The sequence below is a fragment of the Pseudomonas sp. LBUM1661 genome (assembly GCF_059695925.1).
On record NZ_CP166794.1, the window covers coordinates 6,759,432 to 6,784,378 of the forward strand.

23 protein-coding genes are annotated in these 24,947 nt (G+C 60.0%); 12 read left to right on the forward strand and 11 right to left on the reverse strand.

Annotated elements, in window-relative coordinates:
• Nucleotides 1–156 precede the first annotated feature (156 nt).
• From uvrD to ACA057_RS31110, 4 genes are all read left to right on the forward strand, one after another.
• Complete coding sequence (gene uvrD, locus ACA057_RS31095; RefSeq protein ID WP_497344875.1) at nucleotides 157–2,340, forward strand: DNA helicase II; 2,184 nt, start codon at nucleotides 157–159, stop codon at nucleotides 2,338–2,340.
• Between the two features lie 42 nt (nucleotides 2,341–2,382).
• Nucleotides 2,383–2,823, forward strand: a complete 441-nt coding sequence (locus tag ACA057_RS31100) for an EamA family transporter (RefSeq protein WP_497344877.1) — start codon at nucleotides 2,383–2,385, stop codon at nucleotides 2,821–2,823.
• A gap of 179 nt (nucleotides 2,824–3,002) precedes the next feature.
• Nucleotides 3,003–3,875: a Tim44 domain-containing protein gene (locus ACA057_RS31105; RefSeq protein WP_497344879.1), complete on the forward strand. Its 873-nt coding sequence runs from the start codon at nucleotides 3,003–3,005 to the stop codon at nucleotides 3,873–3,875.
• A 137-nt stretch (nucleotides 3,876–4,012) separates the two neighbouring features.
• Nucleotides 4,013–4,420, forward strand: a complete 408-nt coding sequence (locus ACA057_RS31110) for an SMI1/KNR4 family protein (protein WP_497344881.1) — start codon at nucleotides 4,013–4,015, stop codon at nucleotides 4,418–4,420.
• 54 nt (nucleotides 4,421–4,474) lie between these two features.
• Here the strand turns inward: ACA057_RS31110 and ACA057_RS31115 are convergent, their stop codons facing one another.
• Nucleotides 4,475–6,238, reverse strand: a complete 1,764-nt coding sequence (locus ACA057_RS31115; RefSeq protein WP_497344883.1) for a cation:proton antiporter — start codon at nucleotides 6,236–6,238, stop codon at nucleotides 4,475–4,477.
• 283 nt (nucleotides 6,239–6,521) lie between these two features.
• Here ACA057_RS31115 and ACA057_RS31120 point away from each other — a divergent pair, with 283 nt between their 5' ends.
• Nucleotides 6,522–7,004, forward strand: coding sequence for an acyl-CoA thioesterase (locus ACA057_RS31120; RefSeq protein ID WP_497344885.1), 483 nt, complete (start codon nucleotides 6,522–6,524; stop codon nucleotides 7,002–7,004).
• A gap of 147 nt (nucleotides 7,005–7,151) precedes the next feature.
• Here ACA057_RS31120 and pdxY read toward each other — a convergent pair whose 3' ends face one another.
• Nucleotides 7,152–8,024, reverse strand: a complete 873-nt coding sequence (pdxY, locus tag ACA057_RS31125) for a pyridoxal kinase PdxY (protein WP_497344887.1) — start codon at nucleotides 8,022–8,024, stop codon at nucleotides 7,152–7,154.
• Nucleotides 8,025–8,144: 120 nt separating this feature from the next.
• On the opposite strand from pdxY, the gene ACA057_RS31130 reads away from it, so the two are divergent.
• Nucleotides 8,145–8,558, forward strand: coding sequence for a DUF3301 domain-containing protein (locus ACA057_RS31130; RefSeq protein ID WP_497344889.1), 414 nt, complete (start codon nucleotides 8,145–8,147; stop codon nucleotides 8,556–8,558).
• Nucleotides 8,559–8,641: 83 nt separating this feature from the next.
• Here the strand turns inward: ACA057_RS31130 and ACA057_RS31135 are convergent, their stop codons facing one another.
• Nucleotides 8,642–9,604, reverse strand: a complete 963-nt coding sequence (locus ACA057_RS31135; RefSeq protein WP_497344891.1) for a CobW family GTP-binding protein — start codon at nucleotides 9,602–9,604, stop codon at nucleotides 8,642–8,644.
• Nucleotides 9,605–9,631: 27 nt separating this feature from the next.
• Between ACA057_RS31135 and ACA057_RS31140 the strand changes: the two genes are divergently transcribed.
• Nucleotides 9,632–9,988, forward strand: a complete 357-nt coding sequence (locus ACA057_RS31140; protein WP_497344893.1) for an NADH:ubiquinone oxidoreductase — start codon at nucleotides 9,632–9,634, stop codon at nucleotides 9,986–9,988.
• A gap of 2 nt (nucleotides 9,989–9,990) precedes the next feature.
• On the opposite strand, the gene ACA057_RS31145 is transcribed toward ACA057_RS31140, so the two are convergent.
• Together ACA057_RS31145 and zigA are read right to left on the reverse strand one after the other, a co-directional pair.
• Entirely contained in the window at nucleotides 9,991–10,665 is a 675-nt protein-coding gene (locus ACA057_RS31145; protein WP_497344895.1) for a DUF1826 domain-containing protein, read from the reverse strand.
• Nucleotides 10,665–11,870 (reverse strand): zinc metallochaperone GTPase ZigA, encoded by a 1,206-nt coding sequence (gene zigA / locus ACA057_RS31150; RefSeq protein ID WP_497344897.1) that lies wholly within the window; start codon nucleotides 11,868–11,870, stop codon nucleotides 10,665–10,667. The genes ACA057_RS31145 and zigA overlap by 1 nt, the downstream gene beginning before the upstream one ends.
• Before the next feature lie 129 nt (nucleotides 11,871–11,999).
• On the opposite strand from zigA, the gene folE2 reads away from it, so the two are divergent.
• Genes folE2 through ACA057_RS31170 form a run of 4 tightly spaced genes read left to right on the forward strand, consistent with a single transcriptional unit; the run spans nucleotide 12,000 to nucleotide 15,314 of the window.
• Nucleotides 12,000–12,896: a GTP cyclohydrolase FolE2 gene (gene folE2, locus ACA057_RS31155; RefSeq protein ID WP_497344899.1), complete on the forward strand. Its 897-nt coding sequence runs from the start codon at nucleotides 12,000–12,002 to the stop codon at nucleotides 12,894–12,896.
• Nucleotides 12,893–13,561 carry a metal ABC transporter ATP-binding protein gene (locus ACA057_RS31160; protein ID WP_497344901.1) on the forward strand — a complete coding sequence of 223 codons (669 nt, stop codon included), beginning with the start codon at nucleotides 12,893–12,895 and terminating at the stop codon, nucleotides 13,559–13,561. Before folE2 ends, ACA057_RS31160 begins: the two co-directional genes overlap by 4 nt.
• Nucleotides 13,561–14,427: a metal ABC transporter permease gene (locus tag ACA057_RS31165; protein ID WP_497344903.1), complete on the forward strand. Its 867-nt coding sequence runs from the start codon at nucleotides 13,561–13,563 to the stop codon at nucleotides 14,425–14,427. The genes ACA057_RS31160 and ACA057_RS31165 overlap by 1 nt, the downstream gene beginning before the upstream one ends.
• An 11-nt stretch (nucleotides 14,428–14,438) precedes the next feature.
• The gene (locus ACA057_RS31170) at nucleotides 14,439–15,314 is read left to right on the forward strand and encodes a metal ABC transporter substrate-binding protein (protein ID WP_497344905.1); all 876 of its coding nucleotides are present in this window, start codon (nucleotides 14,439–14,441) and stop codon (nucleotides 15,312–15,314) included.
• Nucleotides 15,315–15,422: 108 nt separating this feature from the next.
• Here ACA057_RS31170 and ACA057_RS31175 read toward each other — a convergent pair whose 3' ends face one another.
• Entirely contained in the window at nucleotides 15,423–15,944 is a 522-nt protein-coding gene (locus ACA057_RS31175) for a DUF3617 domain-containing protein (protein WP_497344907.1), read from the reverse strand.
• Between the two features lie 131 nt (nucleotides 15,945–16,075).
• On the opposite strand from ACA057_RS31175, the gene cls reads away from it, so the two are divergent.
• Complete coding sequence (cls, locus tag ACA057_RS31180; protein ID WP_497344909.1) at nucleotides 16,076–17,515, forward strand: cardiolipin synthase; 1,440 nt, start codon at nucleotides 16,076–16,078, stop codon at nucleotides 17,513–17,515.
• Here the strand turns inward: cls and cfaB are convergent.
• The 5 genes from cfaB to hflK (ACA057_RS31205) form a co-directional block, all read right to left on the reverse strand.
• A complete protein-coding gene (gene cfaB / locus ACA057_RS31185; RefSeq protein ID WP_497344911.1) occupies nucleotides 17,512–18,699 on the reverse strand; it encodes a C17 cyclopropane fatty acid synthase CfaB in 1,188 nt (395 codons plus the stop codon). The two genes, cls and cfaB, sit on opposite strands and share 4 nt — an antisense overlap.
• 223 nt (nucleotides 18,700–18,922) lie before the next feature.
• Nucleotides 18,923–20,836, reverse strand: coding sequence for a cation-translocating P-type ATPase (locus tag ACA057_RS31190; RefSeq protein ID WP_497344913.1), 1,914 nt, complete (start codon nucleotides 20,834–20,836; stop codon nucleotides 18,923–18,925).
• Nucleotides 20,833–21,891, reverse strand: coding sequence for a protease modulator HflK (gene hflK / locus ACA057_RS31195; protein ID WP_497344915.1), 1,059 nt, complete (start codon nucleotides 21,889–21,891; stop codon nucleotides 20,833–20,835). Before hflK (ACA057_RS31195) ends, ACA057_RS31190 begins: the two co-directional genes overlap by 4 nt.
• On the reverse strand, nucleotides 21,888–22,928 hold the full coding sequence (gene hflC / locus ACA057_RS31200) for a protease modulator HflC (RefSeq protein ID WP_497344917.1): 1,041 nt from the start codon (nucleotides 22,926–22,928) through the stop codon (nucleotides 21,888–21,890). The genes hflK (ACA057_RS31195) and hflC overlap by 4 nt, the downstream gene beginning before the upstream one ends.
• Nucleotides 22,925–24,883 (reverse strand): protease modulator HflK, encoded by a 1,959-nt coding sequence (gene hflK / locus ACA057_RS31205; RefSeq protein WP_497344919.1) that lies wholly within the window; start codon nucleotides 24,881–24,883, stop codon nucleotides 22,925–22,927. Before hflK (ACA057_RS31205) ends, hflC begins: the two co-directional genes overlap by 4 nt.
• Nucleotides 24,884–24,947: the final 64 nt, after the last annotated feature.

Below are 24,947 nucleotides of genomic sequence, written 5' to 3' on the forward strand. Positions count from 1 at the left end.
ACGAAAGTCTTGACTACCCCAGCCCGTGTAAAAGCAGCCAAGTGAGGCCCGCCAACGCTTGCAGCCAGTGACCGACCGGTCGTCCTCCAACTATCTTTCATCGGCTAAAGCGATGCGGGGTTTGCCCGGTGTGGCGCCGCCCCCTAGAATGCCCCGATGCGCGATGATCTCTCCCTTCTGCTGAACTCCCTCAACGATGCCCAACGCCAGGCCGTAGCTGCCTCCGTGGGTCGTCAGTTGGTCCTGGCCGGTGCTGGTTCCGGTAAAACCCGAGTGCTGGTGCACCGTATCGCCTGGTTGATCCAGGTCGAAAACGCCTCGCCCCACTCCATCCTGTCGGTGACCTTCACCAACAAGGCCGCTGCGGAGATGCGTCATCGCATCGAGCAGCTGATGGGTATCAACCCGGCCGGCATGTGGGTCGGCACCTTCCACGGCTTGGCGCACCGCTTGCTGCGGGCGCACTGGCAGGAAGCCGGCCTGAGCCAGACCTTCCAGATTCTCGACAGTGACGACCAGCAACGGCTGGTCAAGCGGGTGATCCGCGAGCTGGGCCTGGATGAGCAACGCTGGCCGGCCCGTCAGGCCCAATGGTTCATTAATGGGCAGAAAGACGAAGGTCTGCGTCCAAAACACATTCAAGCCAGCGGCGACCTGTTCCTGGCGACCATGCGCAACATCTATGAAGCCTACGAGGCGGCGTGCCTGCGCGCCGGCGTCATCGACTTCTCCGAGCTGCTGTTGCGCGCGCTCGACCTGTGGCGCGATCACCCGGGCCTGCTGGCGCACTATCAAAAGCGCTTCCGGCACATTCTGGTGGACGAGTTCCAGGACACTAACGCCGTGCAGTACGCCTGGTTGCGTTTGCTGGCCAAGGGCGGCGACAGCCTGATGGTGGTGGGCGACGACGATCAGTCGATCTACGGCTGGCGTGGCGCGAAAATCGAAAACATCTATCAGTACTCCGACGACTTCCCGGACGCCGAAACCATTCGCCTGGAGCAGAACTATCGCTCCACCGCCGGGATCCTCAAGGCCGCCAACGCCTTGATCGCCAATAACACCGGGCGCATGGGCAAAGAGCTGTGGACCGAGGGTGGCGAAGGCGAAGCGATCAACCTGTACGCCGCGTTCAATGAACACGATGAAGCGCGTTATGTTGTCGAAACCATCGAAAGCGCGCTGAAAACGGGCTTGGCTCGCAGCGATATCGCGATTTTGTACCGCTCCAACGCCCAATCGCGCGTTCTGGAAGAAGCCTTGTTGCGCGAGCGCATTCCGTATCGCATCTATGGCGGCCAGCGCTTCTTCGAGCGGGCGGAAATCAAGAACGCCATGGCCTACCTGCGTTTGTTGGAAGGCCGTGGCAATGATGCGGCGCTGGAGCGGGTGATCAACGTTCCAGCCCGGGGCATCGGTGAAAAAACCGTCGAAGCGATTCGCGACCACGCGCGCCACAGCGATGTGTCGATGTGGGAAGCGATGCGTCAACTGGTGGCCAATAAAGGCCTGACGGGCCGTGCCGCCGGCGCGCTCGGGGCGTTTATCGAGTTGATCGAGAACCTCGCCGCCAAGTGCATGGACATGCCGCTGCACCTGATGACCCAGACCGTCATCGAGCAGTCCGGGCTGATCGCCTACCACGAAGCGGAAAAAGGTGAGAAAGGCCAGGCCCGGGTAGAAAACCTTGAGGAACTGGTCAGCGCCGCGCGCAACTTCGAAAACGCTGAAGAAGACGAAGACCTGACGCCGCTGGCAGCCTTCCTCGGTCATGCGTCGCTGGAGGCCGGGGACACTCAGGCCGACGAGCACGAAGACAGCATTCAGCTGATGACCCTGCACAGCGCCAAGGGCCTGGAGTTCCCGTACGTGTTCCTGGTGGGTATGGAAGAAGGCCTGTTTCCGCACAAGATGAGCCTGGAAGAACCTGGCCGGCTCGAGGAAGAGCGTCGCCTGGCCTACGTCGGCATCACCCGCGCCATGCAAAACCTGGTGATGACCTATGCTGAAACCCGACGCCTGTACGGCAGCGAAACCTACAACAAGGTGTCGCGTTTCGTACGGGAAGTGCCGAAAGGCTTGATCCAGGAAGTGCGGCTGTCCAACAGCGTCAGTCGTCCGTTCGGCGGTGGCCAGCAGCAGAGTTCCAGCAGCCTGTTTGGCGGCAGCGAGATTCCGGACACCGGGTTCAGCCTCGGCCAGGCCGTGCGGCATTCGGTGTTCGGCGACGGCGTGATCCTGAACTTCGAAGGCGCCGGGGCCCAGGCTCGGGTGCAGGTGAATTTCAGCGAAGGCAGCAAGTGGCTGATGCTCGGCTACGCGAAGCTGGAAGCGATCTAAAGCCCGCTCCCACAGGGTTAAGCGCTGACCAAAGGAAAAATCATGGGCTCAGGCTTCTTTGCTTCCTGGACATTCTGGGCCCTGATGTCGGCGGTTTTCGCCGCGATGACCGCGATCTTTGCCAAAGTCGGCATCGAAAACGTCAATTCCGACTTTGCCACCCTGCTGCGCACCGTGGTGGTTTTGGTCAGCCTGGCCTTGATTTTGTACGCGACGGGCCAATATCAGTCATTAGGATCTATCTCCGCCAAGAGCTATTTATTCCTGCTGCTGTCGGGTCTTGCCACCGGTGCATCGTGGATTTGCTATTTCCGGGCGCTGAAACTTGGCCCGGCCTCGATTGTCGCCCCAGTCGACAAGCTCAGCGTGGTGCTTGTGGCGGTACTGGGCGTGATCCTGCTGGGAGAACGGCTCGACCTGCGCCAATGGGGCGGAATCGGCCTGATCACAGCCGGCGTGGTCCTGCTGGCGCTGCGCCGCTAGGCAGCCCTCCTACAGAACTTATTCATTCATCCTACAGACCAAAGTTAACAGGCCTTTTGGCGCTGACTGAAGCTGAACGCAACCTGTCAGGCAAAAGCCCGAAACACTCTGCCGCTAGCCAGTAACACTTCAGCTGTGCAACATGGCGCGCGTGCCTTCCACAAATGGGAATTCCCTTTATGAAACGTTTTCTTAGCATCGCCATGGCGTTGTGCATCGGCCTGACGATGAGCCTCGACGCCAACGCCAAGCGCTTTGGTGGCGGCAAGAGCTCCGGCGCTGCGCCGACTCACCAGACCAGCCAAATGGCTCCTTCTTCTGCCGCAGGCGGCGCTGCTGCCACTGCGGGTGCGGCCGGTGCCGCTGGCACTGCTGCAAAAGCCGGCGGTGCTTCGCGCTGGCTCGGCCCTCTGGCCGGTATCGCGGCCGGTGGCCTGTTGGCCTCCATGTTCATGGGCGGCGGCTTCGAGGGTATGCAGATCTTCGACATCCTGATCATGGCGGTCATCGCCTTCCTGGTCTTCCGTTTCATCGCCGCTCGTCGTCGCAAGCAGCAGGAGCACCTGGCTCCAGCCGGCGCGCCGATGCAGCGTGAAGTGTTCGAGCAGAAGCCAGCAGGCATGGGTTCGATCTTCGGTGGTTCTGCAGCCCCGGCTGCCGCTCGTCCGGTGATCAATGCGCCGGCCTGGTTCAATGAAAAGAACTTCATTGAAGCGGCCCGCAACCACTTCCAGTCCCTGCAGCAGCACTGGGATGCCAACGAAATGGACAAAATCTCCGAGTTCGTGACCCCACAGCTTCTGGAGTTCCTCAAGCGCGAACGTGCCGACCTGGGCGAAGGTTTCCAGTCCACCTACATTGATAACCTCAATGTACAACTGGACGGTGTGGATGATCGCGCCGACAAGACCATCGCCACCCTGACCTTCAGCGGCGTGTCGAAGACCTCGCGTTTCGATCAGGGCGAAGTGTTCAGCGAAAGCTGGAACATGGAACGCCCACAAGGCGAAAACCAGCCTTGGCTGGTCGCCGGTATCCGCCAGAACGGCTGATCCCCTCTGCGCTAAGTTACCTTGTAATAAAAACCCCGGCCTCGGCCGGGGTTTTCTATTTCGCGGTTGCATCTATAGCGAGCTACTGTATAAACCGCCCCAACTAAACCGCGCCATCAAGCAAGAGGATCCCGGACGTGGAAGAAATCATCGAACAACTGCGTGAAGCCAACGAACCGGTACCGGTCCCCTTGGAGTTGCCTGACGAAGATCAACTGGTGGAAATCGAAGAACAGCTGTTCATCGACATCCCGTTTGTCTTCAGAGAATTTTTGCTGACCGTCAGCGACGTGGTCTACGGCAGCCTCGAACCAGTGACCGTCACCGACCCGCAATCTCACACCTACCTGCCAGAAGTTGCCGCCAACGCCTGGGATGCCGGGGTTGATCGCAGCATGATTCCGATCTGCCAGGACGGTGATAACTACTACCTGGTAGAAGAGGATGGCACTGTGGTGCTGTGGCTGGCCGAAGAAGAACTGATTGCCGAAGAAACCTGGGAATCGGTATGGCACTGGGCGCGGGACGTCTGGCTGGAAAGCTGATTTATCGTATCCCCGACTTTGTAGCAGCTGCCGAAGGCTGCTACAGGTGTTATGTCAGTGACCGGACGCATCCTTGTGGTTGTCCAGGGTTTCCAGCAAGGCCACCTGCATCCGCGTGTGCACACGGATGAACCAGCGCCAAAGCAGCGCTGCCACGGCGGCCGCGACCACGACGATCAGCACCAGCAACTTGTTGGTCGGCAGAATACTGGCCGACAAGGCTGCCAACAGCAGGAAAATCACCAACAACGAGAGAATCGGGATCACTTCAGCGATCACCCGGCGCACTCGCTGTGTGTGACGGCCGGCCATCTCCGGCTTCACGCCCATCTCCGCCAACAGCATCGACAGCGCCTTGAGCTTGCGATAGGCGGCGATCAGGAACGGCAGCGACAACAGCAACGCCCCACCCCAGATCAACGCTTTCTGCCAGCTCGGGTCGCTGATCCAGCCCTGCAAGTACGTGGACATGCGCTCGGCGAAGTACGCGCCCGAAAAGAAAATCGCAATCACCAGCGCCAGATTGACCCCGACTTGCAACAAAATCCGCCGGATCATCGACGCCAGCAGCGCGCCCTCGCCCTGCGGCTGGATGCTGCGTAGCCATTCGCCGTACATGCCCAACACACGCCCCAACCGCTGCGGCATCACCGCTGCCAGTTTGATCGATAGTGGGTCAGCGGCGCGGATCAGATAGGGCGTCAGCAGCGTGGTGATCACGGAAACGGCCACGGCCACCGGATAGAGGAAGTTGCTGGTGACCTGCAGCGTCATGCCCAGCGCCGCAATGATGAAAGAGAATTCACCAATCTGCGACAGACCCATCCCGACTCGCAGCGAAGTGCGTCCGTCATTGCCAGCGATAAAGGCGCCGAGCCCGCAGGAAAACATCTTGCCGAGTACTACCGCCACAGTGATCACCGCGATCGGCCAGGCGTATTGCAGCAGGATCATCGGATCAAGCATCAGCCCGATAGCGACGAAGAAGATCGCACTGAACAGGTCGCGAACCGGCTCGATCAATCGCTCGATCTTCAGCAATTGCCGGGACTCGGCCATGATCGCGCCAATCAAGAAGGCGCCAAGGACCATGCTGTATTCAAGTTTGACCACCAGCAGGCAGAAGCCAAAACACAGGCCCAACACGGTGATCAGCAGCATCTCGTTGCTTTCGAATTTGGCCACGTAGGCCAGCAGGCGTGGCACCAATAGAATGCCAATGACCAGTGCAACGATCATGAACAGCGAGAGCTTGCCGACCGTGGAAAACACTTCGCCGGAACTCACCGTGCCACTGACTGCGATGCTCGACAGCAAGGCGATGATGCCAATGCCGAGGATGTCCTCGACGATCAACACGCCGAAGATCAGCTGGGCAAAGCGCTCGTTTTTCATCTTCAGGTCGTTGAGCGCCTTGACGATGATGGTGGTCGAGGAAATCGCCAGGATCGCGCCGAGGAACAGCGAGTCCATGGTGTTCCAGTCGAACCAGCGGCCGATTTCGTAGCCGATCCAGATCATCAGCACGATTTCCAGGAACGCCGCGATAAACGCCGTAGCGCCGACCTTGAACAGTTTGCGCAAGCTGAATTCCAGGCCCAGGCAAAACATCAGGAAAATCACCCCGAGTTCGGCGAGGGTCTTGATGGTTTCTTCGTCGTGAATCAGGCCGAACGGCGGCGTGTGCGGGCCGATAATGAAGCCGGCGACGATGTACCCCAGCACCACGGGTTGTTTGAAGCGATGAAACAGCACGGTCACCACACCCGCAACCAACATGATCACCGCCAGATCCTGAATAAAACTGATGGCATGCATGGTGTGGGCTCCTTGGGTGACATTGCTCAGGTGGCAGACGCGGGAAAGGTCTGATCGAGCAAAGTAAAAAATCCGCTTTCCGCGTAGGAATTGACCTTGAGGTGGGCTTTTGAAGGGTAACACCGCGACTTCCGGCAGAAAGGCGGTGCAATATATGGAAACAGATCGATCCGGCGTGACGGCGACCACCCGCCCGGCGTCCCGATAACTGTGGTTTGAAAAAACCGACCAGGCATCCGCAGAGGTGCGTACCCGAAACCCTGCCTTGAACCGTGAGAATGCTATGGAACCCGGAAATGCCCAGCTGTCTATGACGGTATTGATGACCCCCGACATGGCCAACTTCTCTGGCAATGTCCACGGCGGTACCCTGCTCAAGTACCTCGACGAAGTGGCCTATGCCTGTGCCAGCCGTTATGCCGGCCGCTACGTGGTGACCCTGTCGGTGGATCAGGTGATTTTTCGCGAGCCGATTCATGTCGGCGAACTGGTGACCTTCCTGGCCTCGGTCAACTACACCGGCAACACCTCCATGGAGGTGGGCATCAAGGTGGTGACCGAGAACATTCGCGAGCGCTCGGTGCGCCACACCAACAGCTGCTTCTTCACCATGGTCGCGGTGGATGACAGCCGCAAACCCGCCGCCGTACCGCCCCTGCAACCGCAGAACAGCGAAGACAAGCGCCGTTTCATGCAGGCCCAGCAGCGTCGGCAGATTCGTCAGGAACTGGAAAAGCGCTATCAGGAAATCAAGGGCGACGCCTGAGCTGTTCAGTAAGCTTGATGTCGTTCGTTAGATAGACTTCGCGAGCAAGCCCGCTCCCACATTAGGCCTCTGTCGTACACATATTTTGTGTTCACAGGAGATCCAGTGTGGGAGCGGGCTTGCTCGCGAATGGGTACAACCCGGGACTCAGAGGCTGATCGCTGTCGCCTCGAACCGCACCCGCGGATGGGCAATCCGGTCCTGAGCCCGCACCAGTTCCAGCTCATAGCTGGAACATGCCTGGGTTTCCAGCAGCACTTCATGCACCGCCGACGCGGCGAACTCGAATGCTGCCACCAAGCTGTCGCCCAACAGCACACGCGCCAGAAACAGTCCGGAGGTCAGGTCGCCGACACCCACCGGCTGACGCGGAAACGCCAACAGCGGACGGCGCAAATGCCAGCTTTCCTCGGCCGTCACCAGCAACATCTCGAAGACGTCCGACGGTTTGCCGGGATAGTCCAGATGCTTGACCAGCACCGCCTTCGGACCGCGCGCCAGCAGCGCTCGCGCCATGGCCAGGCAGTCGAACAGCGATTGCGGCTTGCGCCCGGAAAAGCTGTCCAGTTCCAACTGGTTCGGGCACATGAAGTCCGCCACGGCAGCCGCTTCCTGCAACAGGAAATCGCTGACTTCCGCTGGCACGCTGCAACCTTTTTCCGGATGGCCCATCACCGGGTCACACAGATAGAGCGCTTTGGGATTCATCGACTTGATCCGCGCCACGCCCGACAGAATTGCCCGTCCCTGCGCTGCGCTGCCGAGGTAACCGGACAGTACCGCATCGCAGTTGCCCAGCTCGCCGATCGCAGCGATGCCTTCGACCAGCTCGGGAATCTGGTGCGGGGCCAGCACCTCACCGGCCCACTGCCCGTATTGGGTGTGGTTGGAGAACTGCACGGTGTTGAGCGGCCAGACATTCACCCCGACCCGCTGCATCGGGAAAACCGCGGCGCTGTTGCCGGCGTGGCCGAACACCACGTGGGACTGGATGGCGAGCAGATGGGGCGTACGTTTCATGCGGTGAGTTTTCCGTAAAACGATTGAAATTCGAGCCGCGCAGTATGCGACTAAACGCAGCCTGTACGACAGACCGGCGACGCAGTTAAGCTGACACTATCTTGTTGGAGCAACCTGTTGATGCTGACCCTCGGAAATATCTTCGTGCTGATGCTGTTCGCCACGGGCGGCGCGTGGCTATGGCACAACCACGGCTTGCGCGAACGCGCGCTGGAGCGGGTCAAGCAGCATTGCAGCAAGCTTGGCATCGAGTTGCTGGATGGCAACGTGGCGCTGAAAAAAATCGCGTTTATCAAAGATGCCAGTGGCCGGCGACGCCTGGCCCGTGTGTATAACTTTGAATTTACCGTGACCGGCGAAACCCGTCACACCGGCACCATCACCCAGTTCGGCGCCCACAGTGCGCAAATCGAGCTGGCGCCCTACCCAATGCCACACGACGACACTCCGCCGGTGGTCGACGTGGCCAAGCCTCGCGCCGAGGTGATCGAGTTGAGCCAGTGGCGGCAGGAACATACCAAGTGGCGGCCGTAAGGTTGATGTCAGCCAGTTAGAACCCTTCGCGGGCTTGCCCGCGAAAAGGCCCTCAAAAACCACACGATAACTCACTAATTCTCTTAATTCCGGCAACCCGCCAAGCCTTTCTGCAGTAATTCAACATCCTGCGGCTCACTAAAGATCAGCTCAACCCGCGAATCCCGCCGCCACTCACTCGCCTGCCAACTCAACTCCGAGTTATCCACCGCATTAGCCGAAACCCAACCCTCGGCGCTGTGGATAACCAGCTTCGCCCGCCGCCATGCAAGACCTTCAAGCCACCGCCCAATCAGCGCGGTATCGAATGTCTGGCTCGGATGCCAACGCCAGCCAATGCTCCAGCCTCCCTCCTGCTCCTGGCTCAAGCAAATCGGCAGTGCAGGATCAGTCCAGACGGCCGGCATCTGCGCCACCCCCTTAGGCGCAATAAAGTTATCCACACCCGCCACTGCCTGAACGCCAAGACCCGGTAACTCGCTCAACGGCAACCGCGCCTGCTGCGTCCAAAACAGAGGACAAGCAGGCAACCGCGCGGCGATTCGCTGTCGATCATTGTCGTCGAGACCTTCCGCCTTGTTCAGCAGCAACAAACCCGCGCTACTCAACGCTTCCTGTTGCGAATCGGGCAGCGCTTTGCCGACAGCGAGGGCTTGGGCATCCAGCACTAATACGCAGGGCTGTACTGCCAGTACGCCTACCCAAGGTGCTTCATTCAACTGTTTCAGCAACTGTGCCGGATGTCCCAACCCCGAAGGCTCGATGAACAGCCGATCCGGCCGCGCTTTGCGCAGCAACCGTCCGAGGCCGATCTGAAACGGCGCACCGTTGACGCAGCACAAGCAGCCTCCGGCCACTTCACCCAGTGCGATACCATCGGCGTCCTGGGTCAGCAGCGCAGCGTCGAGGCCGATCTGGCCGAATTCGTTGATCAGCACCGCCCAGCGCTCGCCGACCGGCCGCTGCATCAGCAAGTTCTTGATCAGGCTGGTCTTGCCGGAGCCCAATGGGCCAGCAATGACGTGAGTGGGAATGTTCTGCAACATGGTCGATGATTTCTGAGGAGGTAAAGGATGCGGTTGATGGGATTGCCGTTGCTCTTGGCGCTCTGCTCCGGCGAAGCGTTGGCACAGGCGTGTGTAGTACATAGTACGGGGGCGCGAATCGACGTAAAAGTCTGCCAGCAGAACCGCAACATCCCGGAAAAACTCTTCACCGACGGCTTTTGCCAGCCAAACCTTCCAGGGCAGAAAGTCGAGGTGCAGTACGTCGACCAATGCCCAAGCGGTGCGTTCGGCGTATGCAGCAACGCCCAAGTCGCCAATATGCCTTACCGTCAGGATATTCACTATTACGGTGTGGCCACCGATGCGGCGTATTTGAAGCCGTTTTGTGAAGCGCAGAGCCAGGGCACCTGGCTCAAGCCTTGAGCCTAGCTGAGCCAGTCGAGGGTCAGGATTAAACGGCGCTCACCCGGCGCGAGGTGTGGTGAGCGATGGATCAGGCCAAACCCTTCGTTGCCGTGCCATTTCTCACCCTTGAGCAGCGCTACATCGCCGCTGGCGATCTGCTGGATCAGCGAATCGTCCTGGGGTTCGGCATCTGGTTTGCCCAGTTGTCGACGCGCCATGGCTCCCTCCTTCAGCCACTGACTGCCGATTCCGGCGTACGTGGTGATCAAGCGCACCGGCACGTGATCGACGTGGAAGCGCGGGCACATGGCCTTGTCCAGAGCCCGCAGGCGCAGGCCTATGCGCTTGGCGCCCAGCAGGCAGGCGAAGGCGCTGACTAGCCAGGAAACGTCGGCGATGAAGCCTTCGTAGCCTTCAAGATCGCTGAAGCCTGAGGCCAATCCCTGGAGATTGGGTTCGGCTTCGTCGCTTCGCATGTCCAGCGACAGCGCTTCGGCCAATGGTTCGTTGAGGGACAGCAGCAAGCTGCCGAAATCGGCGATGTGTACCGGAAGTTGGCGGTTCCAGACGGCCAGGTTTATGTCGTCTTCGAGGATTTTGGCCAGCGCCTCGGGGGTTGAGCCGTGGTGTTGATGTGTTGTTCGAAAGGACGCCTTCGCGGGCAAGCCCGCTCTCACAGGGTTCAATATGAGCATCAGGCGGCCTCTTCATGCCAAGGGCCGAACGGGTCCGGCAGCAGTCGCCAGCTCTCGACACCCAACGCCATTTCAGCATCGGTCAGCAGGCAATCGTCGAGTTCGGCGGTGAGTTGGGCAAAGTCGATGTTTTGCCCGATGAACACCAGTTCCTGACGGCAATCACCGGTCGTGGCCGTCCAGTTTTCCATGATCCCGGTGGTGCTTTCCTCGTCCTGCGGCCACTGTGTTTTCGGCACGAAACGCCACCAGCGCCCGGCGAATCCGTGGCGCATCAAGCCGCCGGCCTGAGACCAGCTACCGGCATCCATGTGCTTGCTCGCCAGCCAGAAAAACCCTTTGGAGCGCAGCAGTTTGCCGTTCACCCACGGGCGGTCGATGAAGCTGAAAAAGCGCTGCGGGTGAAACGGGCGGCGTGCTCGGTAAGCGGTGGAGGCGATGCCGTATGCATCGGTTTCCGCTACATGCTCGCCACGTAATTCCTGCAACCATCCCGGTGCCTGAGCGGCTTTGTCGAAGTCGAAACGGCCGGTATTGAGGATCTTTTCCAGAGGGATTTCGCCCATGACCATCGGGATGATTTCCGCCTGGGCATTGAGCCGCTTGAGGATTGCAATCAGCTCCTGGCGTTCACTGCTGCTGATCAAGTCGATCTTGCTGACCAGGATCACGTCGGCAAATTCGACTTGCTCGATCAGCAGGTCAGTGATCGAGCGCTCATCATCCTCGCCCAATGTTTCACCTCGGGAGGCGAGACCCTCGGCGGCCTGGTAGTCGAGCAGGAAGTTCATGCCGTCGACGACAGTGACCATGGTATCGAGCCGGGCTATGTCCGCCAGGCTCTGCCCGTCTTCGTCGCGGAAGGTAAAGGTTTCCGCGACAGGCAGCGGTTCGGAAATGCCGGTGGATTCGATCAACAAGTAATCAAAACGACCGTCCCTGGCGAGCTTGCTGACCTCTTCCAGCAAGTCTTCGCGCAAGGTGCAGCAGATACAGCCGTTGCTCATTTCCACGAGTTTTTCTTCGGCACGATTCAAACTGACATCGCGCTGGACCTCGCTGCCATCAATGTTGATTTCGCTCATATCGTTGACGATTACCGCGACTCGCAGGTTGTCGCGATTGCGCAGTACATAGTTGAGTAGCGTGCTTTTACCGGCGCCGAGAAATCCCGACAGGACGGTCACGGGGAGACGATTGGGCATCAGGTGTTCCTCACAAGGGATGCCCGATCAGAGGGCCGGGCTTGATGAAAGACCGTTCATGAAAAAGGCATGGTTGATTTTAATGTAATAACATAACATGTAAAATCAATTCCCACGATGGACCTGCTCATGAATGCGCTGACTCTGCCGGATATCGCCGCGCAGGCCTCACGCCAAGCCCTGCCACTGGAGTGGGTGGGCATGTGCGGCATTGCTCTTCCTGTTTTATTCGATGGCCAACGTCTGAGTGCCAAGGCCGATGCGGGCGTTAGCCTCGACGATGGAGAAGCGCGCGGTATTCATATGTCGCGGCTCTATCTGGCGCTGGAGAGGCTTGAACAGGAAAACCTGACACCCGCCCTGTTGCGGTGTGTTTTGCAAAATTTCCTCGAGTCCCATGACGGCCTCTCCCACAGTGCCTACTTAAAAATTCACGTCGATTTACTGCTTAAAAGACCTGCACTGATCAGTCCGTTGGCCGGCTGGAAGACCTATCCAGTGAGCATCGAAGCACGTCTGAAAAACGCAATGTTCCACGTGGAACTAAAAATCGACATCGCTTATTCCTCAACGTGCCCATGTTCAGCCGCGCTCTCACGGCAACTGATTCAGCAGCAATTCATCGATGACTTCGCCAACCAGCCACTGCAACACGCCGATGTTTTAGCTTGGCTCGGATCGCCAAAAGGCATCGTCGCGACGCCGCACAGCCAACGCAGCACCGCGAAATTAAGCGTTCGCTTGGACGATTATCTGGATGACCTGCCGCTGATCGCGATCATCAACGACGCTGAAGCAGCCCTCGGCACCGCCGTTCAAACCGCGGTAAAACGCGCCGACGAGCAAGCCTTCGCACTGGCCAACGGGCAGAATCTGATGTTCTGCGAAGACGCCGCGCGACGCTTGAACCTCGCCCTGAAACGCTCCCCTGGCATCAGCGCATTTCACCTAAAAGTCATCCACGCCGAGAGCCTCCACGCTCATGACGCCGTCGCCGAAAGTCGCTGGAATTGGGAGGCCGTATGATCCGTTGCCAGGCATTGCGCTGGGGGGCGCCGGGCCAGCCGCTGACACCTGCCGTGGATTTCGATCTCCCTGAAGGAAGCCTGACGGCTGTCATCGGCGCTAACGGCTCCGGTAAAAGCAGCCTGTTGAAAGTCATCGCCGGCCTGCAAAAGCCATTGTCGGGAAGCGTCATACTGGACGTTCCACGCAAGGGCGGTCTCTCGTTCTTGCCCCAGCAGCAACACCTCGACCGGCAATTTCCGATCAGCCTCCAGGAATTGGTGGCCGCCGGTTTCTGGGGCAGCAAGCACTCGCCAGAGGTACGCCGTCAACGCATCACTGCAGTCCTGGAAAACTGGTGTCTGAACGGCTTGGAACATCGCCCACTGATGGCGCTCTCTGGCGGAGAATTGCAACGCGCCCTGCTCGCCCGTTTGAGCCTTGCTGAAGCACCGTTGCTGCTGCTCGACGAACCCCACGCCGCCCTCGACGAACTCGGTCAGGCTTTGTTGTGGAAACACATCCACGCCTGGCATGCCGAAGCCCGAACCCTGGTGATTGTGTGCCATGACCTGGCTGCCGTTCGCCAACATATTCCAAAAACCCTGCTGATCAAAAGCAGCGGCTGCACGCTCGGGGCGAGCGTCGATCTGATCCATCAACAACCGCAAACGCGGGTGGCCTGATGATCGCCGCCGCGCAGCTTTGGCAACCTTTCCACGAGTTCGTATTCATGCGCCGAGCACTGCTTGGCGGATTGGTCCTGGCGTGCAGCACGGCACCACTGGGCGTGTTTCTGATCCTGCGACGCATGAGTCTGATCGGCGATGCCGTGGCTCACGGCATCTTGCCCGGCGCCGCGTTGGGTTTCTGGTTCGCCGGATTGAGCCTGCCCGCGCTGACGCTCGGCGGTCTGGGTGCCGGCCTCAGCATGGCCGGACTTGCCGCATGGATCACCCGTCGAACTGGCCTTCGAGAAGACGCCAGCCTCGCCGCGATCTACCCGATTTCCCTGGCCAGTGGCGTGCTGATCCTGGGCATCGCCGGCAAACGTCTTGACCTGCTTCATCTGCTCTTCGGCTCGGCGCTGGCCGTCGACGGTCCGACGCTGACGGGCATGCTCTGGGTCTCGGGGTTCAGCCTGATCGCCATGGCACTCATCTACAGACCGCTGTTGCTGGACACCCTCGACCCGCTCTTCCTGCAAACCGTCAGCCGTCTCGGCCCTTTGGCGCACGGCGTATTCCTGACCTTGGTAGTCCTGAACCTGGTGATCGGTTTCCAAGCCATCGGCGCGTTGATGGTGGTCGGCTTGATGATGTTGCCGGCGGCCGCCTCTCGCTTCTGGAGTCGTCGTTTGCCGGTGTTGATGGCCATCGCTGCTGCGCTCGGCTGCCTCTCGGTGTGGTTCGGTTTGCTGCTGTCGTTCTACTACTCGCTGCCCAGCGGCCCCGCCATCGTGCTAGTGGCTGGCGGTTCGTATGCGCTGTCCGTGGTGTTCGGGCCGGTACATGGTTTGTTGCGCCGCCCGCCTTTGCTCACATCCCCATGAGGTGTTACCCGATGCGCGCTTTACTCGTGCTGTTCAGTTTGATGCTGTCGATGTCATTGTCTGCCGCAGAGAAACTCCAAGTGGTCACCAGCTTCAGCATCCTCGCCGACATGACCCGGCAGGTCGGCGGCGACCATATCCAGATCACCAACATGGTCGGGCCGGATGCCGATGCCCACACCTACGAACCGACTCCGGACGATGCCAAAACCTTGCTCAAGGCCAGGCTCATCATCAAGAACGGCTTGGGTTTTGAGCCATGGCTCGATCGATTGGTGACCAGCACCGAGACCAAAGCACCGGTGATCAGCGCAAGCCGCGGCGTCATTCCACGCGCCCTCGATGAGGACGGAGAAACCGTTCCCGACCCGCACGCCTGGCACAACCTGGCCAACGCCGAATTGTACATCGGCAACATCACCAAGGCGCTGATCGCCGCCGACCCGACGAACAAAGGCGACTACGAACGCAACAGCCAGGCCTACCTGAAACAGATCTACGCCCTGCTCGCCGAAGCCAAGGCCAAGCTCGGTTCGTTGCCACCGGGTAATCGCAAGATCGTGACGTCCCATGACGCCTTCGGCTATCTCGGCCAGGCCTACGGCATTGACTTCATGGCCCCCCAGGGGCTTTCCACCGAACGCGAACCTTCGGCTGCTGAAGTCGCGGCGCTGATCACCCAGATACGCCAGGCCAAGGTCAAAGCGGTGTTCATGGAAAACATCAAGGACGCCCGTTTGCTCAAGCAGATTGCCGACGAAAGCGGCGCGCACATTGGCGGTACGTTGTACTCCGACGCGCTTGCAACCAGCGGTCCGGCCAGCACCTTTATCGGGCTGTTCGAGTACAACCTCAACACCCTTTACGAGGCGTTAAGCAAGCCTTGATCCGTAAGCGTGGAGTCAGCCTGGCATCAGGTATTTGTCAGGACGCCTTCGCGAGCAAGACCGCTTCCACATGTGATCGGCGTGGGAGCGGGCTTGCTTGTGATGCTTTTAGGCTCTTGGTTTAACGGTGCCGCAATCCTGCCCCAGCCACACAGCGCGAGTATCAAGGCTACCCTTCTGCTGGATGCCGGTGGCGTTGAAGGTACCGTTGACCTTGGTGGTGAACTCACGATCGCTGAGGAAAGTGGCGACGCCCGCACCTTGCGCTTTCGGACAGCTGAAACGGAATTTCCACTGGTTGCCAGTGCGCTCGGTGATTTCCTGTTTGCAGCCTGATTGCGGGTCGGTCAGCGGGATGTTGTCGGACTTCACCTGTTCCGGCGTCAGGCACGCACGAATCCCCTTGCCGCCCATAGTGATGCCCTGCTTCTCCAGCTGCGCGCGCTGTTCAGGCGTCATCTGGTTCTTTAGCTGGCCGAGGATCAATTGCAGATCCGGCATGTTCTGGTCATCGACCTTCATGTTGCTTGAGGTCAATTCCCACAAACCTGGCTGCAGCATCTGTGCCTGAGCGGCCACAGGAAGTGCCAAACCAAAAGCCACGGCCAAACCCAGCAGACGAACGTTCATCGAGTAACTCCTGATCAGTAGTGGCCGTTAGACGTCAGCCACGGGCTTCGGTTCATGGGCCAATTAAATAGCGACATTTTGCACGGAACATGGTCTGTTAAGCATTGAATCTTCAGGAGCAAGGCTGCCCCATGGATTATTTTGGACCGCATGTTTTCGGTTATCTGATCGCACTGCTGCACTCGTTAGGCATGATTGCCGCCGTTCATGCCGTGTTGACCGTTCGGACCGCTCAGGGCTCGATCGCCTGGGCCCTGTCGTTGTTGTTCATCCCCTACCTCACGCTCATCCCCTATCTGGTGTTCGGCCGCAGCACGTTCGATGGTTACATCAAGGCCCGACGCACAGCCAACGAAGAAATGCGCAAGGCCATCTCCGAACTGAACTGGCGCCCGTGGGTAGAGGAAGCGCTGACTGCCCGCGCCTCCAACGCTTACGCCTCCTTGAGAGCCATGCCGAAACTCGGACGCATGCCGTGCCTGGCGAACAACGAAGTGCGTTTGCTGATCAACGGCCAAGCCACTTTCGAGGTGATTTTTGAAGCCATCAGCAACGCGAAAGAAGCCGTACTGATTCAGTTCTTCATCATTCACGACGACCGCCTTGGCCAACGCCTGCAAACTCTATTGCTGAAGAAAGCCGCCGAAGGCGTGGCGGTTTATTTATTGTACGACCGCATCGGCAGCCACTCCCTGCCCCACAGTTATGTACAACCGTTGCGCGATGCCGGCGTAGCGGTCAAAGCCTTCGCGACGCGCAGCGGCTGGCTCAATCGCTTTCAGGTGAACTTCCGCAACCACCGCAAGATTGTGGTGGTGGACGGTGTGTTGGGTTTCGTTGGCGGGCACAACGTCGGTGACGAATACATGGGCGAAAAACCTCCGCTGGCGCCATGGCGCGATACCCATGTGCAAGTGCGAGGACCGGTGGTGGCCTGCATGCAGGAATCCTTTGCCGAAGACTGGTTCTGGGCTGCACGTACACTGCCCCCGTTGATCTTGCCGGACGTGTACCCGGACGACGGCGTGCTCTGCCAATTACTGGCGAGCGGCCCGGCAGATTCCTATGAAACCTGTTCGTTATTCTTTGTTGAAGCTATCCATGCGGCGACAGAACGGGTGTGGATCACCAGCCCTTATTTCATCCCCGACGAAGCGGTATTTGCGGCGTTGCGGCTGGCGGTACTGCGCGGGGTGGATGTGCGATTGCTGCTGCCTTCACGGCCCGATCATCGCATTGTCTACGCGGCGTCCAGCCTGTACGCCTTCGAAGCGGTACGCGCCGGTGTGCGAGTGTTCCGCTACGAGCCCGGGTTTCTGCATCAGAAAGTGGTGTTGATCGACAGCGAAATCAGCGCCATCGGCAGCGCCAATCTGGACAACCGTTCGTTCCGGCTTAATTTCGAAGTGATGTTGCTGACTGTCGACAGCGCGTTTGCCGGCGAAGTGGAACAGATGCTCAACGATGACTTTGCCCAAGCCCACGAAATCGCCAAAGAAGAAAGCCGGGAGACCCACCGCCTGCAACAGGTCGGGATGCGGATCGCCCGGCTTATTTCACCGATTCTTTAAGGGTTGTAGATGTCGTCGCGGGTCCATGGCAGTTCATGGCTGCCATCGGGATGGGCTTTCACCGCGAGGATCTGGTGCAGGTTGATCCAGCCCTTGGCAAACGCATAAGCGCATCCTGCCAGGTACAGCCGCCAGATCCGCAATGCCTGCTCCGGTACCTGCCGGGAGGCGGCTTCCAGATTGTCTTCCAGGCGCTCGCTCCAGTGGTCCAGGGTACGCGCGTAGTGCAGGCGCAGACTTTCGACATCGACGATCTCCAGGCCTGCTTCGCTGATCTCGGCAGAGATCATCGACAGGTGCGGCAGCTCGCCATTGGGGAACACGTACTTCTCGATAAAGTCACCGGCACCACGTCCCACCGGCCGGCCATCGGTGTGCTTGGCGGTGATCCCGTGGTTCATCACCAGGCCGCCCTCTTTCACCGCGCCGAACAGGGTCTTGCAGTACTCCGCCAGGTTGGCGTGGCCGACGTGCTCGAACATGCCGACGCTCACCACCTTGTCGAAGCGCCCGTCCTGGGGCAGATCGCGGTAGTCGAGCAGTTGCAGTTCAACCAGATCGTCGAGGCCTTCCTCGGTCACTCGCTCACGGGCCAGGGCCAGTTGTTCTTTACTCAGGGTTATCCCGAACACTTTCGCGCCGAATTCACGGGCGGCGTAGCGCGCCAGCCCACCCCAGCCGCAACCGACATCCAACAGATATTCGCCAGGTTGCAGACGCAATTTGCGGCACAGGTGGCGGAATTTGGCTTGTTGGGCTTGCTCCAGTGTTTCGCTGCCGGTCTCGAAATAGGCGCAGGAATACGCCATGTCGCTGTCGAGCCACAGTTGATAAAACGCATTGGAAAGGTCGTAGTGGTAGGAAATCGCCTTCGCGTCGGTTTCCTTGTCATGGACGGTACGAACCGGCTGACTGCCTTCGTCCTCGTCCAATAACGCCTGAGTCCATTCATCGCACACGCGGATCACATCGCTGATGGAACCTTCGAGCTCCAGTTTGCCCTCGACAAACGCTGCCCCTAGCGCGTCCAGGCTTGGATGAGTGAACTGGGTGACCATTTGTGGGTCCTTGACCACAATTGTGACGCTGGGCGTCGGCCCCAGATTGAATTCATGGCCGTCCCAGAGTCGCAAGCGAAGCGGTAATTGCAGATTCTGTAAGGCCGGTGGAAGTTGCGCGAGCATGGATAGTCCCCCTTGTTTCAGACGTCTGATGTGAGGGTAGACCATCTTTAGAAATATAGCTGGCTATCGATTTAATAGCCGATTTCTATAACTCGCGGCGCTCCAACCAGCCGTCGTGAGCCCATAAAGTGATGGTCCTCACCCTAGATGACTACAAATTCGGCGTTCAGTTCTAAAAAGTTGAATTCGCCCCCGATCACGCGAATTAGAGCATTCGACTGGATTACTCAACGTCGTCCTTGAGTTTGAGTAGCGGCTCCTGAAAACGCAGTAGGCGTCCGGCGTTACCCAGCACCAGCAATGTGCTCAGGTTATGCAGCAACGCCGCAATCATCGCCCCTGCCGCACCGAGCCAGCCGAAGGCTGCGAACGCGACGATTGCCAGCGTCCAGCCCAGACCGATGATCACATTGACCTGCAACGTATGCCGGCACTGGCGGCTCAAGCGCACACAGGTACCGAGCCGTCGCAGATCGCTGCCGATCAGCACGATATCGGCCGAGGCCAACGCGATGTCCGCCCCGCCCGCGCCCATGGCAACGCCGACCACACCCGCTTTGAGCGCCAGCGAATCGTTAATACCGTCGCCTACCACCATAGGCCTGAAACCATTACCGATTTCTTTCAACACGCGATTGAGTTTGTCCTCGGGCAACGCTTGCGCTTCAACATCGCTGATCCCGACATCACGCGCCAGTGTGTGGGCGACGCTTTGCCGATCTCCGGTGAGCAACAACTGACGCCCCAATCCGAGTTCACGCAACTCGCTCAGTGCAAAACGCGCTTCGGGTTTAACGGTGTCGGCCAGCAACAGCCACGCAAGAAATTCACCGTTGAGTGCCAGCCCGGCAATCGGGCCGTCGTGCTCGGGAATGGTGGAAGTGGCGATGCCTAATTGGGTGAACAGCTCCGGCCGGCCGAGCGCTGCTTCGCCTTGCTCGGTCATCGCCACCACGCCCAAACCCTGGCGCTCGTGAATGTCCGAGAGCAGCAGAAAATGTTCCTGCGTAACCAACCCGGCGAGTGCGCGGCTGACCGGGTGACTGCTGGCAGAGCCGAGGCTGGCGGCCAGTTTGAGAACGCGAGTGCGGTCCTCTAGAGGACTGTCGATGGACTGCAGGCGCAACGTGCCGAAGGTCAGGGTTCCGGTCTTGTCGACCACCAGCGAAGTCAGGTCCGCCAACTCTTCCAGAAACGCCGAACTGCGAATCAAAATCCCGTGACGTGCCGCCACCGCCACGCCGGCAATGGCCGTGGCCGGCGCCGACAACACCAACGCACAAGGACAGGCCGCCACCAATACCGCGAGCATCGCCTGCGCATCATTGGTGACAAACCAGGTCACTGCCGCCAGCAACAAGACCAGCACCATGTAGCTGCCGGCGTAGCGTTCCAGTAAGCGCGTTATGGGTGGTTTGGAACGCTCAGCGCTTTGCATCAGGGCAATGACTTTACCCAAGGTCGATTCATGGCCTGTGCGGGTCACTTCAATGCGCAACAAACCGTCGAGGTTGATCGCACCGCCAAATACAGACATGCCGACGCCCGCCTCCATCGGCACCGACTCGCCGGTAATCGAAGCGGTGTCCAGGCTGGCCTGGCCGGACAAAACCCGACCGTCCGCCGGCACTCGATCACCGGCGCGCACTTCAACGAGGTCGCCGGCCTTGAGTGTGCCGTTGTCGACTTCGACGATGGAACCGTCCGCCTGAACCTTGCGCGCGTGACTGCGCGTCAGTTTGCCCAGCGCATGAATCGCTTCCTGGGAACCGATGACGCTGCGCTCTTCCAGCACATGGCCGAAGATCATGATGATCGGCAGTAACGCCGCCGTCAGCAGATCGCCGGTCGCCCAGGCTCCGAGCATGGCCAGGGCGATCAGTTGATCGGTGATCCCGTGCAAGCTGGGATAACGCAGGCTGTACCAGGCCGAACGCATCACCGGCACGGCCACCAGCAAAGACGCAAAGCCGAGCAGTAATTGGCTGACACCGGTCTGCTCCGGCGACCACCAGCGCCAGATCAGGCCGAGCACCAGAAGGCCCAGAGCGAGCATGGCCAAGGTCAATTGGCGTGCAGCGCTGCGTTGTTCAGCCGAGGACAACATGCTCGGTGCGGCGGCAGTTTGGGCGGTCATTGTGCAGCTCCCTGAATGATCAGGCGGGAATCGTCTTTCGGGTTGACCGTGGTCACCGAGCCGGCCTGACCGAGAATCTTCGGCATCCGTTCCCGGTAAATGCGCAGCAGCATTTGCGGATCGGTGCCCTGCTGTTGCGCCTTCGCCAGGCTCAACACCGTGGCCGTGTCGGCCGAGGCTTTGGCCAAGCGTTCGCTCGCTTGAGCGTGGGCCACTTGCAGCGCGCGGTCGGCTTGCTCGTTAGCGGTCTGAGTGAGTTTCTCGGCTTCGGTGCGAGCGTTGGCCACGGCTTTGTCGGCTTGTTGGCTGGCCGTCAGCACGGCGTTGAAGGCGTTGACCGCCGGGCCGGGCAAACTCGATTGCACGTCCACGCGCGCCACTTCGATCCCGAGCCCCTGCCCGGTCGACGTCAGTTCGGCCAGGCGTTGATTGATGCCTTGCACCAGGTCGCCGCGCAGGCGCTCGCGTCTTTCGGCGGCCTTGTTATCGGCGCCGATCAGCTCCGGTCGTGCGACCAGAATGGTGTCCAGATCTCGCGCGGCAGTCAGCGCCACGGCGCTGCGGGTGACCAACCGATCCAGCGCCGGCAACACGTGCTCGCCCTGAAGAACGAAGGCATAGGGTTCGGTCACCTTGTAGAAAACCCGCACATCGAGTTGCACCACGCCCGCGTCGCCGGTCAACAGATAGCCAGAGCCCGCGAGTGCGTCGCTGATTGGCGTGGCGAAACTCGCCACTCGGTCGGCCTGCAACGCGGCATCCGAACGCAGCAGATTGTCCACCCGACGCTCGATCACTCGATCCGCTGCGGGCAACAAAACCACCTGTTCAAACGGACGCGGCCAAGCCAACAGCAACCCGGCGTTCTGAATACGATCCAACGCGCCAAAGTGCAAAACCACCGCACGATTCTGCGGATCGATTTGACGCACATTGGAAAACGCCCAAGCCAAAGCAGCCAATACCGTCACTGCATAAAGCGCAAGAAACGCCAGTCGCCCAGCCTGAATCCAAGGGCTGCTTAACTCATTTGTTCCACGTGGAACCCCATTCATGGCTGCGACCCGGACTTGTTTTCGAGCGTCGGCGGACCATCAACCAACACCCGAAACGGCGCGGCATCGGTACGCAAAATCAGTTTCGTGCCGGGCGTGACGATCGCGCCCAAGGTGTCCAGGGAACGCAGCAAGTTGTAGAGCTGCGGTGAGCCGGCGTAAGCGCGGCCATAAATCTGTGCCGCCTCGACTCGAGACTGCGCTTCAATGTCAGCCGCTTTTACCGTCGCGTCCGCTTGCACGATCCGCGCATCACGCTCGGCGGCGGAACGGATTTGCGCGGCTTCACGCTTACCGATGGCCGTGCGCTCCGTGGCAATTGTTTCACGCTCGGCGCGCATACGATCGACCGTCGCGGTGAGGGTTACCGAAGGCAAGGTTAGACGTTCGATCCCCACTTGCAGCACTCGCACACCGTAAGTGGTCAGCAACTGCCGATCAATTTGCTGACGCAGTTGCGCCTCGAAATCGGCGATATGCACTTGATTGGCATCGGTGTTCACCAGGTTGGCCAGGTCAAAACTGCTGGCGGTGGTTTCCAGCGCCGAGCCGACGAAGGTGCGAATCTGCCGCGCCGCTTCGTCCGGCTGATTTTGCACGGCACGCATGAAGCGCTGCACGTTGTCCGGGTCGCCCTGTACCTGCCACGCCACATACGCCTGAACGATGATGCGCAAACCGTCCCGCGTCCCTACATCCTGCAAACCGCTGGATGTGGTGCGCAGTCGCAAATCCACCGGGATCGCGGCCTCGAACGGCGCCGGCCAGCGCCAACCCAGCCCCGGTTCCAGCAGCACGCGCGACGGATTGCCGAAGCGCGTGATCACAGTGGCTTCCCCCGAACGTACTTGCACCAGACTCGCCGCTGCGATGGCGAACGCGACCAGCAACGCCGCCCAGCCCATGCGCCGCCACGGGAACGGGCCAGCTTCTTGTGGATCACCATGGTGGTGATGGTGATGCCCGTGATGATGCCCGCCATGGCCGTGATCGTGGCCAGTGTGGTCGTCGTGATCGTGGGTGTGCGACTGGCTCAATTGGCAGCTCCTGGCTGAGCGGGTTTACCTGACGGCGCAGGGTCAGCCGGCAGGGTGAACGTGCGAAGGTCGATGGTCGGCGCGTTGCTGCTGCCGCCCAGACGATGATCGAGCACCAGCAACTTGGCGTTGGCCAGGCCCTGGGACAGTTGGCTGAAATACTGCTCCAGCACAAAGGCCTGGCCGGCACTGGCGTAGGCCTTTTGTTCGGCGCTGAATCTCAAGTCCGCCGCTTGCGCGGTGGCGTTGATTTCACGCGCGCTGGCGATCGCTTGATCGCGAGCCATGCTGGCCTGCAATTGAGCTTGATTGGTCGCTTCCGCCGCCGCCCCACGCTCACGGGAAATCAATGCCTGGGCACCGATTTGTGCCGCCTGCACGCCGTGATAAGCGTTGGCGGCACCGGCCGGTGGATGAATCGCCTCGACCACAGTGGCGAGAACTTCCACGCCGCTGTCGAGTTTTTGCAGGTCAGCTTGCACGGCCCGACCGATCTCTTCAGCCAGCCCTACCCTGTCCTCGCCAAGCAAACCGTCGAGGGTCCGCGAAGCAAAGTCATGCACCAGAATCCGGCTCGCGGTGCTGCGAATCAGGGTTGGCACGTCGGCGCTGTTGTACGTCGCGGCCAACGCCGCTTGATCGCTCAGGCCGATGCGGTAGACGAAACGCACGTCCATGTTGACGATCTGGAAGCTCTGCTTGTCGCCACGGCTGCTGGCGATGACTTGGGATTTGTCATTCACATGACTGGCATCCCACAAGCGATTGGCAATTGTCGGCGCCGGACCTTCAGCCGGTTCGGCCACGGACGGTGCCGCCGTTTCGCCGACACTGGTGGCCAGCTCGTGAACCACACCGTTTTCGACACTCAGCACTCGGCCCAACGGCCACGGTAAACCCGCATGCAAACCGGGACCGAACACTTCCACCGGTTTGCCGAAACGCTCGTAGATGCCACGCCCTTGCAGCGGTATTTCGTGGATACCGGTGAGCGACCAACCCACGATCGCCACCACCGCGAGCACCGGCACGAACGCCCGACGCATGTAAGTGAAGGCCCAGATCTGCCGCAGGTCGATGCCGAAGCGGTTGTGCAGTTCGTGCTGCAACGCCAACAAAGGTTGGGGCGGCCAGCGCAGCATGTCGGCGACAAAACTTCGCGCCAGCAACGCCGGTTCAAGTTGCTCACGCTGTGGACTGAACAAGGACAGCGCGGCGCGCAACAGCAACTCGATGGCGACCAGCCCCGGCAGCAAGCCGATCAGCACCGCCAGACGCACCGGCCAGACCGAGGTTTCGCTGCCGAACAACAGGCACAAAGCGCTCAGCACCAGGCAAATAATCGCCACTCGCGTCAGCTGCGCCAGCGACCCGGCTTCGGGCCATTGGGCGACATTTTCCTGGGCCAGTTGACGCTCCAGCACCAGCAAACCGAAGGCCAGCAACAACGACAGCGCCGCGCCGACACTGGCCGAAAATCCCAACGCAGTGGGCGGCAGTGCGAGGTTCCAGACCTGTTCGATGCTGAACAATGTCAACAATGACCAACCACCTAGCCACAGGGTCGGTGCGCCGATTTGCACCAGCAGTCGCAGCCATCGCTGGCTAATCCGATCCAGCAGCCGTTCATACCAGCCCACCGGAGCAACCACTTCGTCCGCCACAACCACTTGCGCCAAAGGGCTCATCGCCCGTGCGCGCCATCGGGTAATCCACCAGGCTGATTGCAGGCCGGCAACCAGCACCAGCAAACCGGCGCCCTGATTGACCAGCAATGCCGGCCACAGCGACTGCGGCGCAAACAGCCCGACAAAAAACGCCAGCACCCCACCGGTCGCAGCGAGAGCGCCCAGGCCGATTGCGAACTGGCGCAATCGTCGCCCTTGAAAAACCGCCTGCTGAAAACGCGGCAGCCCGGCTACTTGCGTCCCATCGACATCGAGATCGACTTGCATACCACCCCAGTGTTTTATCGTTGCTCATCGCGCGAATCGTTACGATATAACGAAAGCCGTGAAA

What these genes read in the sequence shown, in the direction of transcription:
- cfaB (WP_497344911.1), bottom strand. Translation starts at nt 18,699, where the DNA reads ATGCTCGCGCAACTTCCACCGGCCTTACAGAATCTGCAATTACCGCTT.
- ACA057_RS31190 (WP_497344913.1), bottom strand. Translation starts at nt 20,836, where the DNA reads ATGACCGCCCAAACTGCCGCCGCACCGAGCATGTTGTCCTCGGCTGAA.
- ACA057_RS31115 (WP_497344883.1), bottom strand. Translation starts at nt 6,238, where the DNA reads ATGCATGCCATCAGTTTTATTCAGGATCTGGCGGTGATCATGTTGGTT.
- zigA (WP_497344897.1), bottom strand. Translation starts at nt 11,870, where the DNA reads ATGCCCAATCGTCTCCCCGTGACCGTCCTGTCGGGATTTCTCGGCGCC.
- ACA057_RS31105 (WP_497344879.1), top strand. Translation starts at nt 3,003, where the DNA reads ATGAAACGTTTTCTTAGCATCGCCATGGCGTTGTGCATCGGCCTGACG.
- hflK (WP_497344919.1), bottom strand. Translation starts at nt 24,883, where the DNA reads ATGCAAGTCGATCTCGATGTCGATGGGACGCAAGTAGCCGGGCTGCCG.
- hflK (WP_497344915.1), bottom strand. Translation starts at nt 21,891, where the DNA reads ATGAATGGGGTTCCACGTGGAACAAATGAGTTAAGCAGCCCTTGGATT.
- pdxY (WP_497344887.1), bottom strand. Translation starts at nt 8,024, where the DNA reads ATGAAACGTACGCCCCATCTGCTCGCCATCCAGTCCCACGTGGTGTTC.
- uvrD (WP_497344875.1), top strand. Translation starts at nt 157, where the DNA reads ATGCGCGATGATCTCTCCCTTCTGCTGAACTCCCTCAACGATGCCCAA.
- ACA057_RS31175 (WP_497344907.1), bottom strand. Translation starts at nt 15,944, where the DNA reads ATGAACGTTCGTCTGCTGGGTTTGGCCGTGGCTTTTGGTTTGGCACTT.
- ACA057_RS31170 (WP_497344905.1), top strand. Translation starts at nt 14,439, where the DNA reads ATGCGCGCTTTACTCGTGCTGTTCAGTTTGATGCTGTCGATGTCATTG.
- ACA057_RS31135 (WP_497344891.1), bottom strand. Translation starts at nt 9,604, where the DNA reads ATGTTGCAGAACATTCCCACTCACGTCATTGCTGGCCCATTGGGCTCC.
- ACA057_RS31160 (WP_497344901.1), top strand. Translation starts at nt 12,893, where the DNA reads ATGATCCGTTGCCAGGCATTGCGCTGGGGGGCGCCGGGCCAGCCGCTG.
- cls (WP_497344909.1), top strand. Translation starts at nt 16,076, where the DNA reads ATGGATTATTTTGGACCGCATGTTTTCGGTTATCTGATCGCACTGCTG.
- ACA057_RS31165 (WP_497344903.1), top strand. Translation starts at nt 13,561, where the DNA reads ATGATCGCCGCCGCGCAGCTTTGGCAACCTTTCCACGAGTTCGTATTC.
- ACA057_RS31145 (WP_497344895.1), bottom strand. Translation starts at nt 10,665, where the DNA reads ATGCTCATATTGAACCCTGTGAGAGCGGGCTTGCCCGCGAAGGCGTCC.
- ACA057_RS31120 (WP_497344885.1), top strand. Translation starts at nt 6,522, where the DNA reads ATGGAACCCGGAAATGCCCAGCTGTCTATGACGGTATTGATGACCCCC.
- folE2 (WP_497344899.1), top strand. Translation starts at nt 12,000, where the DNA reads ATGAATGCGCTGACTCTGCCGGATATCGCCGCGCAGGCCTCACGCCAA.
- ACA057_RS31100 (WP_497344877.1), top strand. Translation starts at nt 2,383, where the DNA reads ATGGGCTCAGGCTTCTTTGCTTCCTGGACATTCTGGGCCCTGATGTCG.
- ACA057_RS31130 (WP_497344889.1), top strand. Translation starts at nt 8,145, where the DNA reads ATGCTGACCCTCGGAAATATCTTCGTGCTGATGCTGTTCGCCACGGGC.
- ACA057_RS31140 (WP_497344893.1), top strand. Translation starts at nt 9,632, where the DNA reads ATGCGGTTGATGGGATTGCCGTTGCTCTTGGCGCTCTGCTCCGGCGAA.